Annotated in this window: 23 protein-coding genes; 11 read left to right on the top strand and 12 right to left on the bottom strand. The window is 62.5% G+C overall.

The window, feature by feature from the left end; genetic code table 11:
- Nucleotides 1-39 precede the first annotated feature (39 nt).
- The 4 genes from AB4Y42_RS12535 to AB4Y42_RS12550 all read right to left on the bottom strand — a co-directional run bounded on the left by AB4Y42_RS12535 (nucleotide 40) and on the right by AB4Y42_RS12550 (nucleotide 4,181).
- Complete coding sequence (locus AB4Y42_RS12535) at nucleotides 40-903, bottom strand: carbohydrate ABC transporter permease (RefSeq protein ID WP_368694339.1); 864 nt, start codon at nucleotides 901-903, stop codon at nucleotides 40-42.
- The gene (locus AB4Y42_RS12540) at nucleotides 900-1,826 is read right to left on the bottom strand and encodes a carbohydrate ABC transporter permease (RefSeq protein WP_368694340.1); all 927 of its coding nucleotides are present in this window, start codon (nucleotides 1,824-1,826) and stop codon (nucleotides 900-902) included. Before AB4Y42_RS12540 ends, AB4Y42_RS12535 begins: the two co-directional genes overlap by 4 nt.
- On the bottom strand, nucleotides 1,816-2,904 hold the full coding sequence (locus AB4Y42_RS12545) for an ABC transporter ATP-binding protein (RefSeq protein WP_028207405.1): 1,089 nt from the start codon (nucleotides 2,902-2,904) through the stop codon (nucleotides 1,816-1,818). Before AB4Y42_RS12545 ends, AB4Y42_RS12540 begins: the two co-directional genes overlap by 11 nt.
- Nucleotides 2,905-3,212: 308 nt before the next feature.
- Entirely contained in the window at nucleotides 3,213-4,181 is a 969-nt protein-coding gene (locus AB4Y42_RS12550; RefSeq protein ID WP_368688909.1) for an AraC family transcriptional regulator N-terminal domain-containing protein, read from the bottom strand.
- A gap of 94 nt (nucleotides 4,182-4,275) precedes the next feature.
- Here AB4Y42_RS12550 and AB4Y42_RS12555 point away from each other — a divergent pair, with 94 nt between their 5' ends.
- Nucleotides 4,276-5,109 carry an oxidoreductase gene (locus AB4Y42_RS12555; RefSeq protein WP_368694341.1) on the top strand — a complete coding sequence of 278 codons (834 nt, stop codon included), beginning with the start codon at nucleotides 4,276-4,278 and terminating at the stop codon, nucleotides 5,107-5,109.
- A gap of 24 nt (nucleotides 5,110-5,133) precedes the next feature.
- On the opposite strand, the gene AB4Y42_RS12560 is transcribed toward AB4Y42_RS12555, so the two are convergent.
- Both AB4Y42_RS12560 and AB4Y42_RS12565 read right to left on the bottom strand, forming a co-directional pair.
- Nucleotides 5,134-5,442 carry a DUF4148 domain-containing protein gene (locus AB4Y42_RS12560; protein ID WP_368694342.1) on the bottom strand — a complete coding sequence of 103 codons (309 nt, stop codon included), beginning with the start codon at nucleotides 5,440-5,442 and terminating at the stop codon, nucleotides 5,134-5,136.
- Between the two features lie 154 nt (nucleotides 5,443-5,596).
- A complete protein-coding gene (locus AB4Y42_RS12565) occupies nucleotides 5,597-5,953 on the bottom strand; it encodes a 4-oxalocrotonate tautomerase family protein (protein ID WP_368694343.1) in 357 nt (118 codons plus the stop codon).
- 140 nt (nucleotides 5,954-6,093) lie between these two features.
- Between AB4Y42_RS12565 and AB4Y42_RS12570 the strand changes: the two genes are divergently transcribed.
- Complete coding sequence (locus AB4Y42_RS12570) at nucleotides 6,094-6,348, top strand: hypothetical protein (RefSeq protein ID WP_368694344.1); 255 nt, start codon at nucleotides 6,094-6,096, stop codon at nucleotides 6,346-6,348.
- A gap of 136 nt (nucleotides 6,349-6,484) precedes the next feature.
- Here AB4Y42_RS12570 and AB4Y42_RS12575 read toward each other — a convergent pair whose 3' ends face one another.
- A complete protein-coding gene (locus AB4Y42_RS12575; protein WP_368694345.1) occupies nucleotides 6,485-7,135 on the bottom strand; it encodes an NAD(P)-dependent oxidoreductase in 651 nt (216 codons plus the stop codon).
- Nucleotides 7,136-7,217: 82 nt separating this feature from the next.
- Entirely contained in the window at nucleotides 7,218-8,327 is a 1,110-nt protein-coding gene (locus tag AB4Y42_RS12580; protein ID WP_368694346.1) for an alkene reductase, read from the bottom strand.
- Between the two features lie 330 nt (nucleotides 8,328-8,657).
- On the opposite strand from AB4Y42_RS12580, the gene AB4Y42_RS12585 reads away from it, so the two are divergent.
- From AB4Y42_RS12585 to AB4Y42_RS12595, 3 genes are read left to right on the top strand one after another with little or no spacing between them, the layout of a single operon-like run.
- Complete coding sequence (locus AB4Y42_RS12585) at nucleotides 8,658-9,275, top strand: TetR family transcriptional regulator C-terminal domain-containing protein (protein ID WP_368688916.1); 618 nt, start codon at nucleotides 8,658-8,660, stop codon at nucleotides 9,273-9,275.
- Nucleotides 9,276-9,294: 19 nt separating this feature from the next.
- Complete coding sequence (locus AB4Y42_RS12590) at nucleotides 9,295-9,774, top strand: PaaI family thioesterase (protein ID WP_368694347.1); 480 nt, start codon at nucleotides 9,295-9,297, stop codon at nucleotides 9,772-9,774.
- 15 nt (nucleotides 9,775-9,789) lie between these two features.
- On the top strand, nucleotides 9,790-10,044 hold the full coding sequence (locus AB4Y42_RS12595) for a hypothetical protein (RefSeq protein ID WP_368694348.1): 255 nt from the start codon (nucleotides 9,790-9,792) through the stop codon (nucleotides 10,042-10,044).
- A 90-nt stretch (nucleotides 10,045-10,134) separates the two neighbouring features.
- Here the strand turns inward: AB4Y42_RS12595 and AB4Y42_RS12600 are convergent, their stop codons facing one another.
- The 3 genes from AB4Y42_RS12600 to AB4Y42_RS12610 all read right to left on the bottom strand — a co-directional run bounded on the left by AB4Y42_RS12600 (nucleotide 10,135) and on the right by AB4Y42_RS12610 (nucleotide 14,469).
- Entirely contained in the window at nucleotides 10,135-11,262 is a 1,128-nt protein-coding gene (locus tag AB4Y42_RS12600) for an alpha/beta fold hydrolase (protein WP_368694349.1), read from the bottom strand.
- 506 nt (nucleotides 11,263-11,768) lie between these two features.
- Entirely contained in the window at nucleotides 11,769-12,470 is a 702-nt protein-coding gene (locus AB4Y42_RS12605) for a hypothetical protein (RefSeq protein WP_368694350.1), read from the bottom strand.
- A 631-nt stretch (nucleotides 12,471-13,101) separates the two neighbouring features.
- Nucleotides 13,102-14,469: a metallophosphoesterase gene (locus AB4Y42_RS12610; RefSeq protein WP_368694351.1), complete on the bottom strand. Its 1,368-nt coding sequence runs from the start codon at nucleotides 14,467-14,469 to the stop codon at nucleotides 13,102-13,104.
- A 284-nt stretch (nucleotides 14,470-14,753) separates the two neighbouring features.
- Here AB4Y42_RS12610 and AB4Y42_RS12615 point away from each other — a divergent pair, with 284 nt between their 5' ends.
- From AB4Y42_RS12615 to ccsB, 4 genes are all read left to right on the top strand, one after another.
- A complete protein-coding gene (locus AB4Y42_RS12615) occupies nucleotides 14,754-15,821 on the top strand; it encodes a purine nucleoside permease (RefSeq protein ID WP_368694352.1) in 1,068 nt (355 codons plus the stop codon).
- A 568-nt stretch (nucleotides 15,822-16,389) separates the two neighbouring features.
- Complete coding sequence (locus tag AB4Y42_RS12620) at nucleotides 16,390-17,898, top strand: cytochrome C (protein WP_368694353.1); 1,509 nt, start codon at nucleotides 16,390-16,392, stop codon at nucleotides 17,896-17,898.
- A gap of 51 nt (nucleotides 17,899-17,949) precedes the next feature.
- The gene (locus AB4Y42_RS12625) at nucleotides 17,950-18,621 is read left to right on the top strand and encodes a cytochrome c (protein WP_368694354.1); all 672 of its coding nucleotides are present in this window, start codon (nucleotides 17,950-17,952) and stop codon (nucleotides 18,619-18,621) included.
- A 148-nt stretch (nucleotides 18,622-18,769) separates the two neighbouring features.
- On the top strand, nucleotides 18,770-19,900 hold the full coding sequence (ccsB, locus tag AB4Y42_RS12630) for a c-type cytochrome biogenesis protein CcsB (protein WP_368694534.1): 1,131 nt from the start codon (nucleotides 18,770-18,772) through the stop codon (nucleotides 19,898-19,900).
- A gap of 56 nt (nucleotides 19,901-19,956) precedes the next feature.
- Here the strand turns inward: ccsB and AB4Y42_RS12635 are convergent, their stop codons facing one another.
- A complete protein-coding gene (locus AB4Y42_RS12635) occupies nucleotides 19,957-21,108 on the bottom strand; it encodes an MFS transporter (RefSeq protein WP_368694535.1) in 1,152 nt (383 codons plus the stop codon).
- A gap of 304 nt (nucleotides 21,109-21,412) precedes the next feature.
- On the opposite strand from AB4Y42_RS12635, the gene AB4Y42_RS12640 reads away from it, so the two are divergent.
- Together AB4Y42_RS12640 and AB4Y42_RS12645 are read left to right on the top strand one after the other, a co-directional pair.
- The gene (locus AB4Y42_RS12640) at nucleotides 21,413-21,736 is read left to right on the top strand and encodes a DUF4148 domain-containing protein (protein ID WP_368694355.1); all 324 of its coding nucleotides are present in this window, start codon (nucleotides 21,413-21,415) and stop codon (nucleotides 21,734-21,736) included.
- A 127-nt stretch (nucleotides 21,737-21,863) separates the two neighbouring features.
- Entirely contained in the window at nucleotides 21,864-22,355 is a 492-nt protein-coding gene (locus AB4Y42_RS12645) for an aminoacyl-tRNA deacylase (protein WP_368688927.1), read from the top strand.
- The last annotated feature ends 86 nt before the right edge of the window (nucleotides 22,356-22,441 follow it).

The following is a 22,441-nucleotide window of genomic DNA, read 5'->3' on the forward strand; positions in this document are numbered from 1 at the left end:
TCAAGGGCGACCGGTCGATGTGTGATCCGGGGTCACCGCCTACCGAACTGCGGTGCCGGCTACGGCCGCCACGATGTACTTCTGGAAGAACAGATACAGCACGAAGATGGGCAAGCCGGCAAAGACGGCCTGCGCCATGAGGTAGCCGATGCCCTCGGACTGCGCGAAATTGCCTTGCGTGGAGGCGAGCCCGATCGTCAGCGTGTACATCTCCGGCTTCGATGCGGAGACGAGCGGCCAGAGGTAGTCGTTCCACGCACTGAGAAACGTGAAGATGGCGAGCGTTGCCTGTGCGGGCAGCGAAAGCGGTAGCACGACGCGCCAGAACACCTTGAAGCGCGAGGCATTGTCGAGCAAGGCGGCCTCCTCGATCTCGATGGGCACGGCCTTGAAGTACTGCGTCATGAGATACACGCCGAACGGTGAGGCAAGGCGCGGCAGGATCAGCGCGCCGTAGGTGTTGTGCCAGTCGAGCGTGGCGAAGATATGGTGAAGAGGAATGACGAGCGCCTGCTCGGGCACCGCGAGTCCGCACAGGCAAAGCACATAGATATAGCGCTTGCCGGGAAACTCGGTGCGCGCGAAGCCATAGCCCGCGAGCGAGGCGATCACGAGCGTAAGCAGCGTCTGCCCGATCGAAACGATGAGGCTGTTGACGAGCCACCCGCCTACCGCCGACGTGTTGAGGATGTTCGTGTAGTTCTGCAGCGTGAAGGGCGGCGAAAAGAGCACGTCGGTGTGCCGTTCGAGAAACGCGTTCGGCTTGAACGAGAGGCTCAGCACCCAGACGAGCGGCGTGATCCATAGCAGCGCGAGCACGACCACGGCGCCCAGCATCAGGCGATCGCCCATGCGGCCCGTCAGCGAGCCGCGCGAACGTGTTTCAAAAGCGAGCGTGCTCATGCCCTCTCCTTCTTGCGCAGAAGCCAGGCTTGCGCAACCACGCCGATCAGCATCAGCGCGAACAGCACTTGCGCCGCCGCTGCGGAATAGCCGAACGACCATTGGCGGAAGCCGGTTTCGTAGATGAATTGCACGAGCGGGCGCGTGGAATTGTTGGGGCCGCCGTCCGTGAGCAACTGGGCCTGGCCGAACAACTGAAACTGCAGCACCGCCTCGATCACCGCCACGAGCGCGACGGTGCGCCAGATAGAAGGCAGCGTGATCTTCGTGAACGTGCGCCAGCGAGAAGCGCTGTCGAGCGCCGCGGCTTCGTAGAGCTCCTGCGGAATCTGCTGGAGCGCGGCGAGGAACAGCATCATCGGCAGGCCCATGATCCACCAGACCGTGACGACGGCGATGGCGGGCAGCGCGGTGGCCTCGTGCATCAGCGGAACGAATTCCGGCAAATGGAGCGCGTGGCTCAGGTCGGCGAGCAGGCCGTTGCCGGGCATCATCACGAGCTTCCAGACCAGCGTGACGATTGTGACCGATAACACGGAAGAGCCGAAAAAGAGTGCGCGCAGCGCGGCGCCGAAGCGCCCCGGCCGGTTCAGCACCAGCGCGAGCGCGAGGCCGAGCAGCACGAACACAGGAACCGTGAGGATGACGAAGTAGAACGTGTTGCGCAGAGCCCCGCGGAAGATCGGGTCGAGGGTGAGATCGAGATAGTTGCGAATGCCGATGAACTCGCTCGTGCCGGCGAGCAGGTCCACGCGCTGCAGGCTCAGCCACCAGCCAAGGCACAACGGGACGATCAGCAGCAGCACGTAGACGATCACGAACGGCAGCACGAACAGCACGTTGGACCACGGCGCGCGCAGGTTGCGCCGCCGGTCCTCGTGCGTTTCCGGAAGCGGCATGGCGAGCGAGCGGTTAGAGGCCATGCCAGGCCTTGCCGGTTTCATCGAATACATGCAGGTGGGCCGCGTCGAGACTCATGCGGATGGTGTCGCCCGTCTCGATTTCGAGCTCGCGTGCGCGCGGCAACTCGGCCACGAGCAATTGTCCGTTGGGCATGCTCACATGCGCGAGCGAGCGGTCACCCAGCCGTTCGATGACTTCGGCACGGCCGACCAGCGGCCCTTGCGGATCCAGCAGCACGTGTTCGGCGCGCACGCCCAGTGTGAGCTTGCCCGCCGGCAAGCTCGCCGCGGCGATCGCGGTGGGCGCCTCTACGCCGTCGAACGGCAGGGCGACGATCAGCCGGCCGCCGTTGTCGCCAACACGCTCGACATCGATAAAGTTCATCGCGGGCGTGCCGATGAAGCCCGCGACGAAGCGCGTGGCGGGCCGCTTGTAGATGTCGAGCGGTGCGCCGATCTGCTCGATGCGCCCGCGGTTCATGACGACGATGCGCGTGGCGAGCGTCATGGCTTCCACCTGATCGTGCGTGACGAACACCATGGTGGAGTGCAGGCGCTGATGGATGCGCGCAAGCTCGAGGCGCGTGCGGGTGCGCAACGCGGCGTCGAGGTTGGAGAGCGGCTCGTCGAAGAGAAATGCTTCGGGTTCCTTGACGACGGCGCGGCCGATGGCGACGCGCTGGCGCTGGCCGCCCGAAAGCTGGGCAGGACGGCGCTGCAGCAGCGGGCCGAGTTCGAGCATGCGCGCGGCCTCGTTGATGCGCTGGTCGACTTCGCCCGCGCTCACGCCCGTATTGCGCAGGCCGAACGCCATGTTGTCGTACACGGTCATGTGCGGGTAGAGCGCGTAGTGCTGAAACACCATCGCCACGCCGCGCTTGCCGGGCGGCTGGTCGTTCACGCGCCGCTCGCCAATGCTGATCTGGCCGTCGCTCACGGTTTCGAGCCCGGCGATCATGCGCAGCAAGGTGGATTTTCCGCAGCCCGAAGGGCCGAGGAAGACGAGGAACTCACCGGATTGAATGTCGAGGTCGAGGCCGGTGATCACCTCGGTTTCGCCATACCGCTTCGTTACGCCGCTCAGTCGGATGCCCGTCACGGTGCCTCCTGTGGAGTAGTCTCGTACCGCCGCTTTTAGTGCGTTGATATTATGAAAAGAGTGACGTCCTAACCCATTCGTGTAAACACTTAATCATTCGATATCCCAAATAATGGGTTTATGCGTATTGCATCGATGGGGGTGGCGATTGCGCGGGGCGTAATGAAAAGGAATGCCTGGCATTCGTGTATCGCGTGCCTATCAGAACGGGGAGGGCTAGCGAAATGTTGGCGTGCGTGGCAAGGCAACGCAGAAATGCAAATCGCGCGACCATTATTTTCACCCATTAAGCCAAAAGTGCGCCGTACTCAGTGCGACGAAACATATATCGCATCTGCAAACGGCTCCGGAATGGCAAAGCTTGCGCGCATACGCTTCGTTTCCGCCGCAGGCGTCAGGCCAAAGAGTCTTTTGAACTCCCTGCTGAACTGGGACGCGCTTGTGTAACCCACCGCGAGGCTCGCCGCCTCGGCGGTCAGGTCCTGGCGGACCATCAACAGGCGAGCCTGATGCAAACGCGTCGACTTGACGTACTGCATCGGCGAAACCTGGGTGATCGCCTTGAAGTGGCTATGGAAGCTCGGAACGCTCATGCCCGCTTCCTGCGCCAACTGCATCACGTCCAGCGACTGTGCATAGCCGGCATGGATAAGACGTAGCGATTTGCCTATGCGGCCGAACTGACCGCGCATCGCCAAAGCCTCGCGCATCGAGCTGCCTTGTGCGCCTGTGAGCACGCGGAAATAGAGTTCGCGCAGCAGGCACGGGCCCAATACCGCGGCTTCGAGAGGTCGATGCATCGCTTCGAGCAAGCGCAGCACAGAGGCCTGCATTGCGTCATCCATCGGCGTCGACATCATGCTTTGAGGCGCTTGCACGCGCTCCGCTCCGCCTTCGCGATCGATCTGTACCGCCAGTTCCGCGGCCAGCGTGAAATCGAGGTGCAAGTAGAGCGCAAGCAATGGCCGCTGCTCGGTCGCATCGGTTTCCATGCTGAATGGAACTGGCACGGACACGGCGAGATAGTGCTGTTCATCGTACAGGTAGAGATGGTCGCCGAAATAGCCTCGCTTGCGCCCCTGACAAACGATCACGATGCCGGGGTCGTAGAGCACCGGCGTGCGTGACAGCGGCCGGTTCGAGCGCAGGATACGCACGCCCGGCAGCGCCGTGAGGTTGTAGCCCTCCTCGGGCGCCAACGCGCGAAGCAGCGCAACGATGCGCTTGCGGCTTCGCGAGGGGTCAGGATTGGGGGTAGAGGCCCGGTTCGTGCTCATAGTTTTAGGCAAGAAAAATAGCGGAATCTCGCTTGGTTCGCTCCGCGCTTCAGACTAGTATGCACTCACCAGACAACGTTCGGGAGAAGCTTCAATGGAGTCCAGCAAAATTCTGCTCATCACTGGCGTGAGCAGCGGCTTTGGTCGCGCGCTTGCGCAAGAGGCGCTAGCGGCAGGCCACAAAGTCGTCGGTACCGTGAGAAGTGTCGAGGCGAAGCGCGAGTTCGAGTCTCTCTCTGCAAATGCCGCATACGCACGCGTGCTCGATGTGACCGACTTCGATGCGATCGACGGCATCGTCGAGGAAATCGAGGCGAGCGTCGGACCGGTCGACGTGTTGGTCAACAACGCTGGCTACGGGCACGAAGGCGTCATGGAAGAATCGCCCCTCGCCGAAATGCGCAGACAGTTCGACGTCAATGTGTTTGGCGCGGTCGCCATGATGAAGGCGGTTCTGCCGTTCATGCGTGCGCGCAGACGTGGCCACATTCTGAACATTACGTCGATGGGCGGCTATATCACCATGCCGGGCATCAGTTATTACTGCGGGAGCAAGTTCGCCCTGGAGGGTATCTCCGAGGCGCTTGGCAAAGAGGTCAAGGCCTTGGGTATCGCCGTGACAGCCGTTGCGCCTGGCTCCTTCCGCACCGACTGGGCCGGTCGCTCGATGCAACGAACGCCGCGTTCGATCCCGGATTACGACGCGATTTTCGACCCCATCCGCAAAGCGCGTGAGGAGAAGAGCGGCAAACAATTGGGCGATCCCCACAAGGCAGCGCGCGCGATGCTCGCCGCTATTGCCGCGGACCACCCGCCCGCGCATCTCCTGCTCGGTAGCGATGCACTGGGGCTCGTGCGGGACAAGCTGTCGGCGTTGCAAGACGACATCCGTGCCTGGGAGAGCGTGACGGTCTCGACTGACGGCTGAGGATCGCGGGCGTATCCGATCTTCTCATCCGGCATGAGACTGCTGGCACTCCGTTGCAAACCAATGGTCGACGCGGTGCTCCGCCGCCTGAAGATCCTCGGGGTAGTACGGGTCGTTCCACGGTGACGGGTCGTAGCCCGCCTTCCTCAACGCCGCAACCTCGCTTTGGTGTTGCGCTATCGTGGGAGGCGCGTTGCTCCTGAGCGTGGCCAGATCACGGCACTCCGTTGCGCTCAGATGTGGCCCGCTTTGTGGCACGCCGCCGGTGGCGCATCCCGCCAGCAGCAGCGCGAGCGCAGTCAGCGTCAGGCGGCTTTTCGGGCGGCTTTCCATAGCGCATCTCCACGCGTGTGATTGGCGCGACGAGCGGTGCGATGCCGTCCGTCGCGCGTGATTTCCGCGTTTATTTTGCCTTAGACCAGTCGCCGTGAGAGGGGCAGTCGAAATCGAAGAAGGCCGGCAGCCAGTGGAACGGGAGGCGCCTGGTTCACGCGATCGCCGCTCCCTGGATCGCCTCGACGAGCTGCGCGTTGCTGTGGGCGCGGCCCGCGATGCCCCAGGAGCCGTCCGCCGCATACACGATGTTGGTCCAGATGTGATCCCGCCTCAGGCGCCCACCGGCCGCCTGTTCGAGGATCGCGGTCGCCTTTTCGGTGAAAGCCTGTTTGGCCTTGGGCGTCGCCAGCGCGATCTGCGGCAGCGTGAGTTCGACGAACGCGGCGGCGGCAGGCTTGCCGGCCGAAAACACGCGTGCGGCCGGTATGACGTTCAGCGTTCCGATCGCATTGGGCGTCATGAACGCGTTGCCTTCGAGTTGCGCGACGCTCAACAGTGCCTGTGTCAAGGCGGCGAAGGTGTGGGCTTCGGCCTCTGAAAGCGAGCCACGGCAAACGCTGGCTCAAAACCTTCATCGGCTTCTATCTGGGCCCGAAGCGCACTTGCGACATCGGCGAAAGCTGCGCGCTGCCGAGCTTTTCGCCCGAGATGGTGCGCGCCGACGGCGAGACTCGCGAAGCCTATGAGGCGGAGCTGCGCCGCTTGATCGAGGAGGTCTCGGCGGGGCTGCCCGACGAAGCCGGGGCGGCGCGCGACGACAAGGCGATCGCGCTGCTTGCGATGTTGTCGGGCGGAGTCACGCTGGCGCGGGCGGTGCCGGATCCGGCTCTGTCGAAGCGGATCGCCGACGCTGTCGAGCGCTCGGCGGTTGCGCTGACTTCGGCGCCGCGCAGGCAAGGGTGAGGGGGCGCGGAAACGAAGACACGTGCCCCAGAGGCCGTTTGCCTGCCAGCGCCAGACGAAGCCGCCGCGCCAGTTGCGTCGTCGACGGCAAAGCAATGCGTTCGGGCACCGCGCGCGGCGCCCGAATACGGATTCTCTAGTAGCCGACCGTAAAGCGCGCGCGCTCGTGTGCTGGCTGTTCCAGTTCGTTGACCAGAGCAACTGCGTAGTCCTCAAACGAGACCCAGCTCGTGCCCCGTTCATCGACGAGGAGGTCATCACCGCCCAGGCGGAACTTGCCCGTGCGCACACCCGGATCGATCCGCATCGGCGGGCTGAAATACGTCCAGTTGATATCCGACGCTCTCAACGCCGCGAAAGCCTTGATATGGGAGGTGGCGATCGGAACCAGTCTCTCCGGCCAATGCCCGGATTCGAGCACCGTTACGCCCGGTGAGAGCCAGAGCGAGCCGCAACCGCCTGCCATGATGAGGCGCGGAACACTGGCCTTGCGAACCGCGGCAATCGCCCGCTCGGTCACGTCGGCCAGTTGATCCGTGTAACTCACATCGCTGAAAAAGCGTGCGTCGTCCTTCGGAGGTCCGAAGGCGCTGACTACGGCATCGGTCCCGGCGATGATCTCTGCAATTCGATCTGCACTACTGAGATCATCGCGCACACTATTGATGCTGTTGGGAAGCTTGTCCGGATTGCGTGCGACGGCCGTGACTTGATGTCCGCGGCTGATCAGTTCGCTGAGAACCGTGCGGCCGACCTGACCCGTGGCGGCGAGAACGACGACTTTCATGTTCAATGTTCCTTGAAGATTGGCATTTGGTTGGTTGAATGGCTACGTGGCCCGCGATGGCGGGGCACGGTGGGGCTGCGCGCTACTCGGTATGGCCCGCTGTCTCCAGCGCCGGATAATCGACATAGCCCGCTGCACCGCCGCCATAGAAAGTCGCGCGGTCAAAGTGGTTGAGCGGCGCTCCAAGCCGGAGCCGCGCGGGCAGGTCGGGATTCGCGATGAACTGCCTGCCGAATGCCACCGCGTCGGCTAGCCCTGCCTGGATAGCGTCATTCGCTGACCCCGCTGTGAATCCGCCGGCGAGGATCAGCGTTCCTGGCCAGTAGGGGCGGAGCTGGCTGATCTCCTGCGGGGTATCGATCTCCATTCCGACGCTCGTGCGTGCCTCGATCAAGCTGACGTAGGCGATACCGAGTTTGTTCAGGCGTGTCAGCAGATATCCGTAAAGCCCGACCGGATCAGAATCGCCCACATCGTTGTAGGTGCCGAACGGTGACAGGCGAACGCCGACGCGATCGGCGCCCCAGATCTCGATCAGCGCTTGCGTTACCTCGATGAGCAGCCGGGCTCGGTTCTCAACCGATCCGCCGTAAATGTCGGTGCGCTTGTTCGAGCTATCGTCCAGAAACTGCTGCAAGAGATAGCCGTTTGCGCCGTGAATCTCCACACCATCGAACCCGGCCGCCATGGCATCGCGCGCGCCTTCGCGCCAGGCCTCGATGATCCCGGGAATCTCATCCAGCTCGAGTGCACGCGGCGTTTCGTAAGGCACTGGCTTCCATTCCGGCGTCAGCGCAGTTTGACCGGTGATCGCGATCGCCGACGGTCCAACCGGTAGTTCGCCATTCGGCTGAAAGCTCGAATGCGACGAGCGCCCTGTATGCCACAGCTGCAGAAAGATGATTCCTCCCTTGGCATGTACCGCGTCGGTCACTTTCTGCCAGCCAGCCACTTGCTCTTCGGAATGAATGCCAGGGGTCGCCGGATAACCCTGCCCAGAGGGAGTCACTTGCGTGGCTTCGGCGATGATGAGTCCGCCTTCGGTCGCGCGTTGGCCGTAGTACTCGGGGGCGAGCGCGTTGGGAACATTCCCGGCGCCAGCGCGCATGCGCGTGAGTGGCGGCATCACGACACGATGGGCCAGCTTGTAAAGTCCGACGTCAAGCGGTGTGAAGAGTGATAACAGGGGCATAAGAGGATCCTTTGCACAGTTGTTCGGCAACAAATGACGCAAACCCGAACAGGAATTTCAGTGCCGGTGCCGTCGAGATGCACCGGGAGGAAGTGGCCTAATTAAGTATGACCAGTCGTCTTAAATTAGTCAACGGCGCTCGTTGCATTATCGAAGTTGGCCGGATACTGTCGGCCTGTGCTGAATCTCCCACTCAGCGCATAGTCTGCTGATAGGTAGGCGTGTCAGGAGGGTGACAATCGGCGGACCGCGCCACTGTGCTTGACAGTCGTCTCGGAGGTGTTACAATTAAAGACGACCGGTCATTTATATTTGATGGAATCTACGTCGATGGAATCGAAGACGACTCCGGCCCGCCGAGGCCCCAAGCCCAACGTACATACCCGTGACGATCTGCTTCGAGCAGGGGTCCGATTGCTGCACGATTCCGGCTACGCCGCGACGGGTATCAAGGAAATCGTCGATGCAGCCCAGGTGCCCAAGGGGTCCTTTTATAACCACTTCGACAGTAAGGAAGACTTTGGGGGCGAAGTGGTCGACGCCTATTTCGAGCGAGGCCACGGCGAACTGCGTGCGCTCTTGACCAACGAGAGCATGCCGCCGCTCTTGCGCTTGCATACCTATTTCGACGAGCGGATTCGCGGTTATCGGGCGGGCGGCTATTTGCGGGGTTGCCTGATGGGAAACCTCAGTCTCGAGGTCGCGGATCACAGCGCATTAATCCGCGAGCGGCTCGCAACGCACTTCAAAACATGGGCCGGTCTCCTTGAGAGTTGCATTGCCGAAGCTCAGGTGACGGGTGCCATCGGCACCCGGCTGCCCGCGCCGTTACTCGCCCAGTTCGTTTTGAACAGCTGGGAAGGCGCGCTGCTACGCATGCGCGCGGAGCAAAGCGACGCCCCGCTGTATGAGTTCATGGAGGTCGTATTCCGATCGGTTCTCGCTTGACGCAGCGTAAGAGGTGAAAATGAACCCACTTGAAATGAGCGGACTCGATTTGCTGCGAGCAGTCGTGGCCGGCGACCTCCCACGTTCGGCGATGGCAGAGACCGTACCGATGACGTTTCTGGACGTCGATCCAGGCTATGTAAAACTTTCAGCCCGCGCAGGGAAGCAACATCTCAATCCTCCAGGCGGCGTTCACGGCGGCTTCGCGGCAACTGTACTCGACTCCGCGACGGGCTGCGCTGTTCATTCGACGCTGGAAGCGGGCGTCGGATACGGCACCATCGATCTGCAGGTCAAGATGTTGCGCCCCGTACCGATTGATCAGGATCTGGTGGCTGAGGCTCGCTCGGTCCACATCTCGCGAAATATCGCGACCTCGGAGGGTACGTTGAAGTCTTCTGATGGAAAGCTGTTAGCGACTGCTACTGCAACCTGCTTTTTGAAGAGAGGGCACATCCCGGCTCTACCCATCGAGCCGGGCGCGAGCATCACTCGCTGATGCGGAAATACTCGCTTGGAACCACTCCAAGCCGGTGCGGTTACGTTGGGCTGGATGGCCGACAACTTCGGCATCCCGGCGGTCTACAAGCTTTGCGCCTGGCTCCCTTTCTGGGCTTCGTCGGGTCTTCCTGCCGAAACAGGCGGCTGCAGTCGATTCCGCGCAGAACCGGTGATGAAAATCGTGGATCTGGTGTACATCGTCGGAGTGATTGGCACTTTCGCACTAAGCCCTGGCCGGTATCGCTCGCAAGTGCGGGGCAAGGTTTGAATGCATCCGGGAGCCTGGCTCCTTGCGTCGATAGCGGCCTGCGTCATGGCCGAAGCCGCGGCGCGGTCCGACCGAGCGAGTGAGTCTTGGTCATTTCGCCTGGACATGGCCCGCGAGCCACCTTGCAATCGGTTTCCAGTTTTCGCGCAGGGCCCGCTGGCCCATGAAGAGCCCGATATGCCCACCGTTCGCAACGGCTTCGAATATCTCCTGCGGGTTCGTGCCCACTAGCGATTTCGCGGCGAACACCTGAGCCTTCGGCGTAATCTGGTCATGCTCGCCCGCCAGCAGGTAAGTGGGGCATGTGATGTCGTGCAGGTCGAGTGTCTTGCCAAGCGCCACAAATTCTCCCCTCGCGAGGCGGTTCTGTTTGAACAGCTGGTCGATCACCTGCAGGTACCATGTGCCCGGAAGGTCAAGCGTGTATTCGTACCAGCGTTCGAACTGCTCGAACCGCCGCACGTAGTCCGGGTCGTCGATGCGCTCGTAGAGTTCGACGAACTTGTCGAAGTATTGCGCGAGCGGGTGGAGGTTCTTGAAGCCTTCGAGCATGTAGCGACCCTGGAGGAGCCCGTCACCGGACTGGACGAGATCCTCGTAAAAGCGCATGGGCAGCGTATGCGCCGCCAGTTTGATCGCGCCGTCGCCCGCATCGGTGTCGATCGGCGCGCCGGCGATCACGAGACGCACAACTTTCCCCGGGAAACGTGCGGCATACATGGCCGCGCACCACCCGCCCTGACAAAGACCCACTAGCTGGACACGGTTGCCCAGCTCGTGCACGCACAGATCGATCTCAGCGAGATAGTTGCCGATGTTGTAGAACCGCATCTCAGGCGTCGCACTGCGCCAGTCGGCGGCGTACACGCTCGAGCAGCCGTTGGCGAGCAACGTTGCGATCAGGCTCTGGTGCGCCTGAAAATCCGCGATCGTCGATGAGTGTCCTGCGTATGGGGGAAGCACCAGCACCGGTGTCCCGGTGCCTTGCGAGAACTCGCGCAAGGCCAGGGTCGGCAGGTCGAGAGCGACCCGATTCCTGGTGGTCCATTGCGGCGGCTCGTTGCCTGTCTGGGTCTTTTCGACTTCGCGCAGGAATCGAACCGCTTTATCCACGGTTTGCAGTGCCGTTTCTTCAAGCTCGAGCGCGAGGCCAAAAGGCCAGAAGAGCGGAACGCCGACCTCGGGATACGGGTGCGCTTGCTGGATCTTTTCTCGCATATCCAAACCTGTCCGGTCCCGGCGTTCATGAAAGCGTTCACGTGTGACGTCGGTCGTGCACGCGGCAGTCGATCATGACGAGGAACCAGGGCAAATGGTTCGCTAACTCATCGCCTGGACGGATGCCAACGCGTCGCTATGATGGTTCGGTGTGGCAACCGCCCTTGGTCATTTGACCGGCCCGTTGGGGGTCAGGATCGGTGGTTCGATACCGCCCGTATCCACGGCGAACCCGCCCCAGGGACCCGAACCGGGACTCGCGCCGATGTCACCCGGCGGGCTGTACTCGCTGCTGACCGGTATGGCGGCTGCCGTAGCGCGAGAGCCGGTCCCCGTGCCATTGACGCCTGGCGGGCCGTAGCCGGTATCCGAGGTAGCCGTCGCCGAGGCGTTGGTGCTGCCGCCAGCACCCGTTACCCTCGGTTGGCTGTAAGTGGCCGGCGCGGCGCGCGCTATGGAATTTGCACCTGGCGCGGTACGGGGCACCGCCGCGACCACGTTCTGCCTCATGCGCAACTGGGCGAACCTGCTTCCCAGGACGCTGGCCGATGCCACGCCGGGGCCGCCTGCACTCGCGTTACCGCCGCCGGCGCCTCCACCTGAGCTACCTGCGCCGGAGCTTCCTGCGCCGTGACCGCCACTCCCCGAACCCGCACCACTGCCGGCACCGCTGCCCCCGGAACCAGAGCCGCTGCCACCGGAACCGGCACCGCCACCGGAACCAGCGCCGCCACCGGAACCGCCACCGCCACCGGCACCGCCACCGGAACCCGCACCAGCGCCGCCACCGGCACCAGCACCGGCACCAGCACCGGCACCGGCACCAGCACCGGCACCAGCACCGCCACCGCCACCGCCACCGGAACCAGCGCCGCCACCGGAACCGGCACCGGCACCGCCACCGCCGCCGGAACCAGCGCCGCCACCCGAACCGGCACCGGCACCCGCACCGGCACCGGCACCACCGGAGCCGGAACCGCTGCCCCCCGAGCCCGCACCGTTGCCTCCTGACCCGGCACCATTGCCCCCGGAGCCCGCACCTGCACCTGCACCGTTGCCACCCACACCCGCGCCGACGCCCGCACCGACGCCTGCGCCGCCACCCACACCTGCGCCGACGCCCGCACCGACGCCTGCGCCGTTGCCACCCACACCTGCGCCGACGCCGGCACCGACACCCGCACCGTGGCCGCCGTTGCCGTTGCCATTGCCGTTGCCGTTGCCGTTGCCACCCGCACCCGCACCCTGGCCACCGCCGTTGCCGCCCCCACCCCCACCGTGGCCGCCACCGCCACCGTTGCCGCCCGCCGCTCCATAAGCCGCACCGGACAGCGCTAAAACCACCACCCATGTCGCCGTGTGTTTCGTCGCTCGGTCCATCGTCCGCCCCTTTCCTCGTACAAACCGCTTCGAAAGTGCGCCGGTGCAGCGCTCAAATTCTGCGCGTACGCCAACAGCCGCCTCGCGCATACGATGTGCCACGATGAGCAGGGGAATCGATTCTAGTAAGGAGAACTACGAACAATGCGTTGCATCGCCCGATGCAGCCGGGATCACCCTGGCGTTCCCTGTACGGTTGCGCGATTTCGCCGACGGCATTTTGAAGAATCGGCACCGGCAAAGTCTCCAGGCGTCATGTACGCATCCGGCCAACACGTCATGCGTGGAATCCATGTCGAGCGCCGGACTTGAATAAGAGTCTTTATCAACCGCCGGGAAAGCATGATCCGTGCGCACAATCCAGAGAACAGAGAAGAGGAACTCGTGGATGCGAGCCACCGAATTCCTCGGGATTCATCGTGTCAGCTGATGCATACCGTACCGGTACTGCCGTCCCGATCAGCGCCTGGCTTTCCCGCTTTGCGCAAATTCGCGGATACGCGTGGCCAGCGCCGGTATGCCAGCATTGCGGGCCACGTAGTGGGAAAGCTGGCGTGTGGCCAGATCGACGGTCACCTGATCGTCGGGCGCCTTGGTATACGGTCCGTCGACGGCAGCGTGATATTCGATGCGCAACTGGGTGTCGTCCGCGACGATGCGCAAATACCCGTAGTTCTGGTCGTCGTAGTTCTCGATGACCACGGCATCGGTGCTGTTCGTTGCGGCCTGGATCAGCTGCGGCGCACGAAGCGGCGGCTGTCCGTTGGTGGTCAGTCGCTGCACGTTGTGTCCGCCGTTGCCGCACACGATGTACGGAATGTGGGTGCCGTCCGGACGTGTGCGCGTAAAGCGCTGATAGTTGTGCGCGTGCCCCGCGAGATCGGCATGGGGCCATACGCCCACCTCTGCGCAGATCGCATCGATCTGCTGCTGCATCTCGACACTCCAGCCGTGACGTCCGCGCGCGACATAGGGCGGATGATGATGCGCGAACAGCAATGCGCCCGTGTAGCCTTCCTTTTTCACCCGCGTCAACGCTGCCTTGAGAAATTTCAGCTGGCTCTTGCCGATGTCGCTGTTCGAGATCACGCCAGGATCTTCGAGCGTATTGCTATACAACGCGATGATGCGCACGAACGGCGCTTCGAATGTAAAGAAGACGCCAGGTTGAATTTGCGCAGTACGTGAAAGGTTGCCGGCATCGGGCGAGACCTGAAAGCAGTCGGAGCAGAAGTTTCGCAGAAACGCCTGCAGACTCTTTTCATGCTGCAAAGGCGAGATCATTCCGTCATGATTGCCGGCGACGGCGAGGATCGGCGCGTGATAGTCGCGATAGGGCTCGTAGAACTGGTCGTAGTAGTACTGCGCTTCGCCGAAGCTGTAGACGATGTCGCCCAGCAGAAAGTTGAATTGCGGCACTTCGGCAGGATCGGTTTCGTCGAAGTCGCTGACCATCTTGTCGGAGACTTCGTTCTGCGTTTTCGGTCCGCGGGTGCTGCCGCAGTCGCCCGTCGAGTGAAAAACGATCTGTCCGTTCGTGTTGATCTGGTTGAGGATGGTCGGATCGTTGTCGATCACGTCCGCGAGTGTCAGGCGGGGCTCGACGCCGCCGCGCGGCGCAGGAAACGGCAGGGCCTTGAGTTTGTGCTCGCGGTTGAGTTCGTCGATCATCCGGTAGGCCGCCACATCGGAGGCGTGCCTGACGATGAAGGTTTGCGGATCTGGCGTCGGCTGCGGCTGCGAGAAGACGGGGGCGGCGAGAACGCGGCCGTCGCCGCTGTCACTGCCATTGCTGGCTGACGTTCGAACTGAGCGCTTCTTTGGCATGTTCTATTTCCTCCAATCGCGGTTGAAAGGCGGGACCGCGTTTGACCGACGCGATCCCCTGCCGAATGCACCGGGTGAGACGGTGGCTTGCGGGAGAGGTTCAGTCGTAGTCGTTGCAGGTCGTAACAGGCGATTTTTTTCTCCGCTTATACTCACTCTCGCCTGAATGACTCACGCTCAGGTCCCACGCTGCACGCCGAGAAAAAAACACGACATCAGTCGATAACACGGCACGCGATTCACGTTTCGTAACCGCGGTTCTTACATAACAGGTGGGACCTTTTATGCTAAATCGTGCTTTTGGCGCAGTGATTTCATCGTTGCTCGTGGCCGGCGCGGCCGCTGCACCCGTCATCGCGCATGCCGACGACAGCTTCGCGCAGGACGACGGCGCGTCGCATGGCCGTGCGGTCAAGGTGATGATCGTTTCGATGTTCGGTCCGGAAGGCCAGGTATGGCTGGATCATCTCGGCCCGTGGCAGGACATCACCGTCGCGGGTCTGTCCCCCGATTACCCGGCCGTGCACTGCAACCGCCAGGATGTCTGCGTGATGACGACAGGCATGGGGCACGCGAACGCCGCCGCGTCGATCATGGCGCTCACGTTCTCGCCGCGTTTCGATCTGCGTCATACGTACTTCATGGTGGCGGGCATCGCCGGGATCGATCCGCTTCAGGGGACCGTCGGTTCCGCTGCGTGGGCGAACTGGCTCGTCGATTTCGGCATTCAGTGGGAGATCGACGGACGCGAAATTCCGGCGGCCTGGAACACCGGCTATCTCGGCATCAACACGACGGGCCCGACGCAGAAGCCGCCGCTCGACTATCGCACCGAAGTGTTCCAGCTGAACCCGGCGCTCACGAACGCGGCATTCGCACTGTCACACAATGTGACGCTGACCGACGACGCCCAGGCGCAGGCTGCTCGCGCGAAATACAGCTATGCGCCCGCAAACCGTCCGCCGACCGTGATCCAGTGCGACACGCTGGCGGGCGATACCTGGTGGTCGGGCACCGACCTCGGCGAGCGAGCGCGCCAATGGACGAAGATCCTGACCGACGGCAAGGGCACCTATTGCACGACGCAGCAGGAAGACAACGCCACCTTCGAGGCGCTGACACGCGCGGCGAACGTGCATCGCGTCGACCTGAACCGTGTCGCGGTGCTGCGCGCCGGCTCGGACTTCGACCGGCCGTATGCGGGCCAGTCGAGCGCGGACAATCTGCTTAACTACGCGTCGCAAGGCGGCTTCACGATCGCGATCGACAATCTGTTCCTCGCGGGCAATCCGCTGGTGCAGGACATCGTCACGCATTGGGGCGAGTGGCGCAACGGCGTACCGCAGCGGTAACGCATTTGCGGTGCGGTGCGGCGGGCCGGGTGCCGGCCCGCACACGCGTCGAGTGTGTGCACCATTGAGTTCATGTGCGGCCTCGTGGGCGGTGGTCGCGTGTAAGCCAGCACAGACGGATGGTGGTCTTGCGGTGTCGGCGTGCCGTGTCAGGGGATCTGTCCGATCCTTCAGTTCCCAACTTTGTTCAACTTTTCCTGGCGTTCTTTCGGATGCCTTTCTATTGTCGCGTCACAAGCCGCCGGGAATATTCGAAGTGCCTTCTCGTTTACGCAGGACGCGAGTCGCGCGAAGCAACGCTGCGCGACCCGTCATGATCGATCCGGTCGATCGTGCGCGCAGGAGGTGTCAAATGGAAACTTGTGTTCGTTCTCCGCATTCAGTTCATCCACTGGCTTCGACGGGCTGGCGAAAGCGCCACATGCATCCCGCTTTGGGCGTCGAACTGCGTGTGAAACCGCACACGTCGCTAGCGAGCCCCCTACCGAAAATAGAGGAGGTTGACCCATCGCGATTCTGATTGCGCGTTTGCACAATGAAGACGTCGCGTGCGTGAAAAGGGTTCATCGTGAACGGTTTCACCACTTGGAGCCTGTCGCTCCTTGATCGCCGCGGCACACGGAATACGGACTTCAGCGCTCACCGCCGATACGACGCATTTTCTCGACGCGGCGCAGGAGTAGCAGCCATGACAAAGTTACTCGTCAGCCATGCAGCATGTCATCACTGGCTGTTCTGTGGCTGGGCACTCGCATTCGTATTGCTGGCGTTGTTGCCGGCGACCATCGCACACGCGCTGCCGATCTTCGCGCGCCAAACCGGCCAGAGTTGTGTGGCTTGCCACGCCGGGGGACAATTTCCCGAGCTCACGCCGTATGGGCGAATGTTCAAGCTCACCGGCTATACGCTGGGTGAACGCACGATCCCGATTGCCGCAATGGCAATCGGCGATCTGAGTCAGACGCGAGTCAATACCGATGCGAGCGGCAACACCATCAACACCAAGAATGGCCTCCCGATTTTCGACTTCGCGAGCATCTTCCTTGCCGGAAAGATCACCGACAAGATTGGTGCCTTTACGCAGTTCACCTACACGAACTACGACCATCAGAATGGCACAACGAACAAATGGGAAGGTCACTGGGCATCCGACAATACAGACTTCCGGTTCGTGGACCGGATCATGGGCGAAGCGAACGACCTGATCCTCGGAGTCACGCTGCACAACAATCCAACCGTGCAGGATGTCTGGAACTCCGCGCCGGCATGGGGTTATCCGTACATTTCATCGACGATCAGTCCGGTTGCCAGGATCCCCAATCTTCCGGTTATCGAAGGCAGTCTGGCGTCGCAGGTGGCAGGCATCGGCGGCTACCTGTACTGGAACAAGATGGTCTACGCCGAACTGACTGCATACAGTACGGCCGATGGCATCTGGTCGTTCATGAGTCACGGTAACCGGGAAGGCAACGCGGCTCATCCGCAAATTTATCTGCGCGGTTACAACCCGTATGCGCGCATCGCCTTGACGCGGGACTGGGGACCCCATAGCGCAATGGTCGGCGCGTTCCTGTTGAACGTGAACATCTATCCGAACGACTCCAACCAGTTCCCGATCTTTACGCAGGGCGTGACGCGCTTCCGCGACTACGGCGTGGACGCGCAGTACGAGTACCTGCTCGAGCCGCATACGATCACCGCGCAAGCCCGCTATGTGCGCGAGAACGTCCACGATCCGAACAATCTGGTCCTGAGCGACAGCGCGTCGGGGAATCTCGACTCGTTGAGGATCAAGGCATCGTATGTGTATCAGGCCAGGTACGGGTTCAGTCTGTCGTTCTTCAATACGACGGGCAGTCCAGACAGCACAGCCTACGCGGCCAGCGCGAACTTCCACCCGAACACCCAGGGATGGACGCCTGAGATATTCTGGATACCGAATCAACGCATCCGGATAGGTATTCAGTACACGCACTACACCAAGTTTCTCGGTGCCACGTCGAACTACGACGGCGCCGGGCGCAATGCGAGAGACAACGACACGCTTTTCATCTATGTGTGGGCTGCTTCATGGTGATGTCCTGTGGTTACAGAGCACCGCAAAGGCTGCAGCAAGGAGGTTGTTGCCATGAACAAAGTGACGCATATCGTCTCAATTGGGATGCTGCTGTGCGGGTCGGCGTGTCAGGACCTCGAGCATTCGCGACAGGTCGACAACCCGCAGGTGCGCGGAAAGACCATCGCCTTGCAGGTGTGCTCGAACTGCCATGGTGTGAACGGCGTTTCGGTATCGCCTACGTTTCCGAAGCTCGCCGGGCAGCGCAAGGAATATCTGGTCGATCAACTGACGGACTTCAAGAGTCATTCGCGCGCCGACCCGAACGCGCAGCGCTTTATGTGGGGATTCACCCATTTGACCGACGCGCAGATCGACGAGCTCGCCACGTACTTCTCGAGTCAACCCGCGGTCCTCGGTGAAGCGAGCGATCTCGCGCTCATCAACGAAGGCAGCGCAATCTATCATTCGGGCCTGCCGGACAAGGGCGTCTCGGCGTGCATGGCGTGCCATGGACAGCATGGCGAAGGGATCAATCAGTTTCCCCGGCTTGCGGGCCAGCACGCGGACTACGTCATGAAGCAGCTCAAGGTCTTCCAGCAAACGGATACCCGGCCTCGTGGCGCGGTGATGAAGGCCGTGTGCGCCAACATGTCGGATCGGGACATGCGTGCCGTCGCGGCATACGTCGAGGTGTTTCCGCCGGAAGGGGAGGCGTCCGCTGGTGCGCCAGACGATCGATGAGCCAGCAGGCGCGCAGCCCCCGATCCTTCGACGTCGTCTTTGAACAGCGAATGTCATGAAATCATCCTCACCGTCTTCCGATGCTGCGGTGGCGACTCCAGCGGCACGACATCGGCCTCGACCCACGTGGCGCGCGGATCAAGCGAGCCTGCTGTCCGACGAGCGCTCCTTTGCGAGGCGCCTCGGCGCATTCGACTGGCTGTTTGCCCTCGCGATGCTTGCAGGCGCAGGCTTTGCCTTGTCACGCTACCAGGCGTACATGAGCGCCTATGACCGGCTGGTGCTGGTGTGCTCCGTGCCGGCTTTCGTCATGCTCGGCTGGCGCTGGAAGCCCGTGCGACTGCTGATCGCCGCAATCGCAGCGCTGTCGCTGTTCGCGATCCAGCTTTACCGGGGCGACCTGGGGCGCGCCGACAGCACGTTCTTCCTCAAGTATTGCCTGTCCAGCCAGTCGGCCATTCTCTGGATGAGCGTGTTTTTCGTGCTGGCCACGCTGTTCTACTGGCTGGGCATGCTGTCGCGCTCGCCGTCGGGCGGCGCAATGGGCTCGAAGCTGACGTGGGCCGCGGTACTGATGGGCTTCGTCGGGATGATGGTGCGCTGGTATGAGTCGTACCTGGTCGGTGCGGATGTCGGTCATATTCCGATTTCGAACCTGTATGAAGTGTTCGTGCTGTTTAGCCTGATCACGGCACTTTTCTACCTGTACTACGAGGAGCACTACGAGACGCGCACGCTCGGCGCCTTCGTGTCGCTCGTGATCAGCGCGGCGGTCGGGTTCCTGATGTGGTACTCGATCGCGCGCGACGCGCAGCAGATCCAGCCGCTGGTGCCGGCGCTGCAAAGCTGGTGGATGAAGATTCACGTCCCGGCCAACTTCATCGGCTACGGCAGTTTTGCGCTGTCGGCGATGGTTGGCGTGGCATACCTGCTGAAGGAGCGGGGCGTGCTGGCGGACCGGCTGCCGACGCTCGATGTGCTCGACGACGTGATGTACAAGTCGACCGCTGTCGGCTTTGGGTTCTTCACCATTGCGACGATTCTCGGCGCACTGTGGGCCGCCGAGGCGTGGGGCGGTTACTGGAGCTGGGATCCGAAGGAAACGTGGGCGCTGATCGTCTGGCTGAACTACGCGGCCTGGCTGCATATGCGGCTGATGAAGGGGTTGCGGGGCCATGCTGCCGCGTGGTGGGCGCTCACGGGCCTGCTGGTCACCACCTTCGCATTCCTGGGGGTGAACATGTTCCTGTCCGGGTTGCACAGCTACGGCCGCCTGTGAGGATAACGAAGGAATGCGACGACGCATGAAGCCTCCGTGCTCGCCACAAGGCCCCATCAGGGTTTGAGCTTCGCGAGGCGCGGTGCGAAGCGGCACATGGCGAGGGGGAAGAGTGCCAGGACGGCGCCGGCAAAGAATGTGGTGGGCGCGCCGTGCCGATCCCACAACCAGCCGGCAATGACGCTCGCAATCAGCATGCAGATGCCGCTGGCGAGATTGAAGACGCCGAACGCCGTGCCCCTGAGCGACTGCGGCGCGATTTCGGCGACCATCGCGGCGAGAATGCCTTGCGTGAGCCCCATATGCAGGCCCCACAGTGCGACGCCGATGAGCACGGTGATGATCGATGCACGCGCGCCGAGCACCAGATCCGCCGCGATCAGTGTGACGATGCCGAGCGCAAGCAGAACACGGCGGTCGGTTCGATCGGACAGCGCGCCCGCGGGGTACGCACTGAGCGCATAGGCGAGACTCATCACCACCATGACGCCGGGAATCCACGCGATATCGATTCCCGTCTGCTGCGCGCGCAGCACGAGGAATGCTTCGCTGAAGCGCGTGAGGGTGAAGGTCGCGCCAATCGCGACTACGAACCAGTAGCGCCCTGGAAATTCCCGCAACGCCTCCCAGCGCAGCGGTGACCGGAAGCTGCGGGGCGCCTGTTCATGGGCCGGCTCCTCGATGCCGAACACGATCAGGGCGAGCGCAATGACGGCTGGCACGACGGCGAACCAGAGCACGGCGCGGATGTGATCCGAGAACTGGAGCATCAGCACGATGGCCACGAGCGGCCCGGCGAACGCGCCGATCGTATCCATCGACTGTCTGAGCCCATAGCACGCGCCGCGAATCTCCGGTGGCGCGACATCTGCGAGGAGCGCGTCACGCGGCGCACCGCGAATTCCCTTGCCGGTACGATCGATGAGACGCGCCGCCGCGACAAGCGCGGGCGTGTGCGCCAGCGGAAACAGCGGCTTGGACAGCGCACCCAGCCCGTAGCCGAGCAGCAACAGCGCCTTGCGCTTGCCAAGCCAGTCGCTCACGGGACCCGAGAAGATCCTGACGATCATCGCCGTCGCTTCGGCGGCGCCTTCGAGCAAGCCCAGCGCGCGCACGCTCATGCCCATCGTGGTAACGAGGAAGATGGGAAGCAGGGCGTGAATGAGTTCGGAAGAAAGGTCCATGAAAAGGCTCACGTACCCCAGCATGCGTACCGCGCGGGGAATGGGGATGCGTGAGGTAGCGGGCGTCTCAGGCAGCACTGCGCTGGCTCCGGAGATACGTGTACTCGTGCCACGTGAGGGCGATGACGACAATGTCCAATGCGGTCACCAGCAGCTCGTGCAGCAAGCTGATGCTACCGCAGTTCTTCCATGCGTTGCGGCTATGCAGGTCGCGATTGATTCGTGTTTCTGCTTCGCCTGCCCGGTGGCCCGCATGGACGTACCATGGAGCTGCGGCGCGATGGAAACCCGGGTTGCGCTGCGCCCATCAGACGCGTGGAGATGCGCCATGAAGAGCCTCCCGAATATCCGTCCGACACTGACTGCGTTGGCGCTCCTGCTGGCGGGGTGTGTCGTCGGCGGCCTGCCGCAAAGCGCGCAACAAAGCGGGCCACATCTGAGCCCAACGGAGTGCCGTGACCTGGCCTCGCTCAGAAGCAACGCGCCTCCCACGATGGCGCAACACCAAAGCGAACTGGCGGCCCTGAGGAAAGCGGGCTACAACCCGTCACCCTGGTACGACGACCCATACTACCCGGACGATCTGCAGGCGGCGCAGCGCCTGGTCGACTATTGGTTCAACACGGAGTGCCACCCGTCTCCACCCCGGTGAGCAAGGTGGGTTCGCTCCACTCGCCGGCGACAACAGCGAGTTCTGCTACCGGGTCTCTCGCGAGTGACCTATTCTGAAAGGATTACTGGAGGCTGGTTTTTTCTACGCATTCGACAGGAGGTGTGCCATGTCGATGTCGATCACTTTGCAGGAGCGCCTGCGCAGCAAGGGCTCACGCTACGAAATCGTGCGCCACCCATACAGCCATTCGAGCATGGAAAGTGCTGCTGCGGCGCACATTCCCGGCGACCGTCTTGCAAAAACGGTGCTGCTCGAGGACGAGCACGGCTATGTGGCCGTCGTGCTGCCCTCAACCTATGCCGTGCAATTGTCCGAGCTATGGAACAAGACGGGGCGCAGGCTCGGCCTTGCTACGGAAGACGAACTACGCGAGCTGTTCAAGGACTGCAATGCGGGGGCGTTGCCGCCGATCTGTGCGGCGTATGGCATGAAAACCTACCTCGAGACGAACCTGGCCGGCCAGCCGGACGTCTACTTCGAGGCGGGCGATCACGAAGAACTGGTTCATATGGATGGGGACCAGTTTCTGGCGCTGATGGACGACGCGGAGCGAGCCCATTTCGCAAGGCGCATGCGAGGCATGGGTGGACGTGCGTGAGTGAGTAGTCGAACAGCGTGCGTTCAGGCAGGCGCGGTGCCGATTAACCCCATCGCGCCGGGCAAACGCATGCCCGTTTCGCGCGC

The organism is Paraburkholderia sp. EG286B, assembly GCF_040965655.1.
Classification (GTDB): domain Bacteria; phylum Pseudomonadota; class Gammaproteobacteria; order Burkholderiales; family Burkholderiaceae; genus Paraburkholderia.

Coding starts and splice junctions, on each gene's coding strand:
- AB4Y42_RS12605 (WP_368694350.1), bottom strand. CDS start 12,470: ATGGCAACGGCAACGGCGGCCACGGTGCGGGTGTCGGTGCCGGCGTCG.
- AB4Y42_RS12575 (WP_368694345.1), bottom strand. CDS start 7,135: ATGAAAGTCGTCGTTCTCGCCGCCACGGGTCAGGTCGGCCGCACGGTT.
- AB4Y42_RS12625 (WP_368694354.1), top strand. CDS start 17,950: ATGAACAAAGTGACGCATATCGTCTCAATTGGGATGCTGCTGTGCGGG.
- AB4Y42_RS12540 (WP_368694340.1), bottom strand. CDS start 1,826: ATGGCCTCTAACCGCTCGCTCGCCATGCCGCTTCCGGAAACGCACGAG.
- AB4Y42_RS12585 (WP_368688916.1), top strand. CDS start 8,658: ATGGAATCGAAGACGACTCCGGCCCGCCGAGGCCCCAAGCCCAACGTA.
- AB4Y42_RS12550 (WP_368688909.1), bottom strand. CDS start 4,181: ATGAGCACGAACCGGGCCTCTACCCCCAATCCTGACCCCTCGCGAAGC.
- AB4Y42_RS12555 (WP_368694341.1), top strand. CDS start 4,276: ATGGAGTCCAGCAAAATTCTGCTCATCACTGGCGTGAGCAGCGGCTTT.
- AB4Y42_RS12640 (WP_368694355.1), top strand. CDS start 21,413: ATGAAGAGCCTCCCGAATATCCGTCCGACACTGACTGCGTTGGCGCTC.
- AB4Y42_RS12580 (WP_368694346.1), bottom strand. CDS start 8,327: ATGCCCCTGTTATCACTCTTCACACCGCTTGACGTCGGACTTTACAAG.
- AB4Y42_RS12600 (WP_368694349.1), bottom strand. CDS start 11,262: ATGCGAGAAAAGATCCAGCAAGCGCACCCGTATCCCGAGGTCGGCGTT.
- AB4Y42_RS12615 (WP_368694352.1), top strand. CDS start 14,754: ATGCTAAATCGTGCTTTTGGCGCAGTGATTTCATCGTTGCTCGTGGCC.
- AB4Y42_RS12560 (WP_368694342.1), bottom strand. CDS start 5,442: ATGGAAAGCCGCCCGAAAAGCCGCCTGACGCTGACTGCGCTCGCGCTG.
- AB4Y42_RS12535 (WP_368694339.1), bottom strand. CDS start 903: ATGAGCACGCTCGCTTTTGAAACACGTTCGCGCGGCTCGCTGACGGGC.
- AB4Y42_RS12645 (WP_368688927.1), top strand. CDS start 21,864: ATGTCGATGTCGATCACTTTGCAGGAGCGCCTGCGCAGCAAGGGCTCA.
- AB4Y42_RS12570 (WP_368694344.1), top strand. CDS start 6,094: ATGGTGCGCGCCGACGGCGAGACTCGCGAAGCCTATGAGGCGGAGCTG.
- AB4Y42_RS12635 (WP_368694535.1), bottom strand. CDS start 21,108: ATGCTGGGGTACGTGAGCCTTTTCATGGACCTTTCTTCCGAACTCATT.
- AB4Y42_RS12590 (WP_368694347.1), top strand. CDS start 9,295: ATGAACCCACTTGAAATGAGCGGACTCGATTTGCTGCGAGCAGTCGTG.
- AB4Y42_RS12610 (WP_368694351.1), bottom strand. CDS start 14,469: ATGCCAAAGAAGCGCTCAGTTCGAACGTCAGCCAGCAATGGCAGTGAC.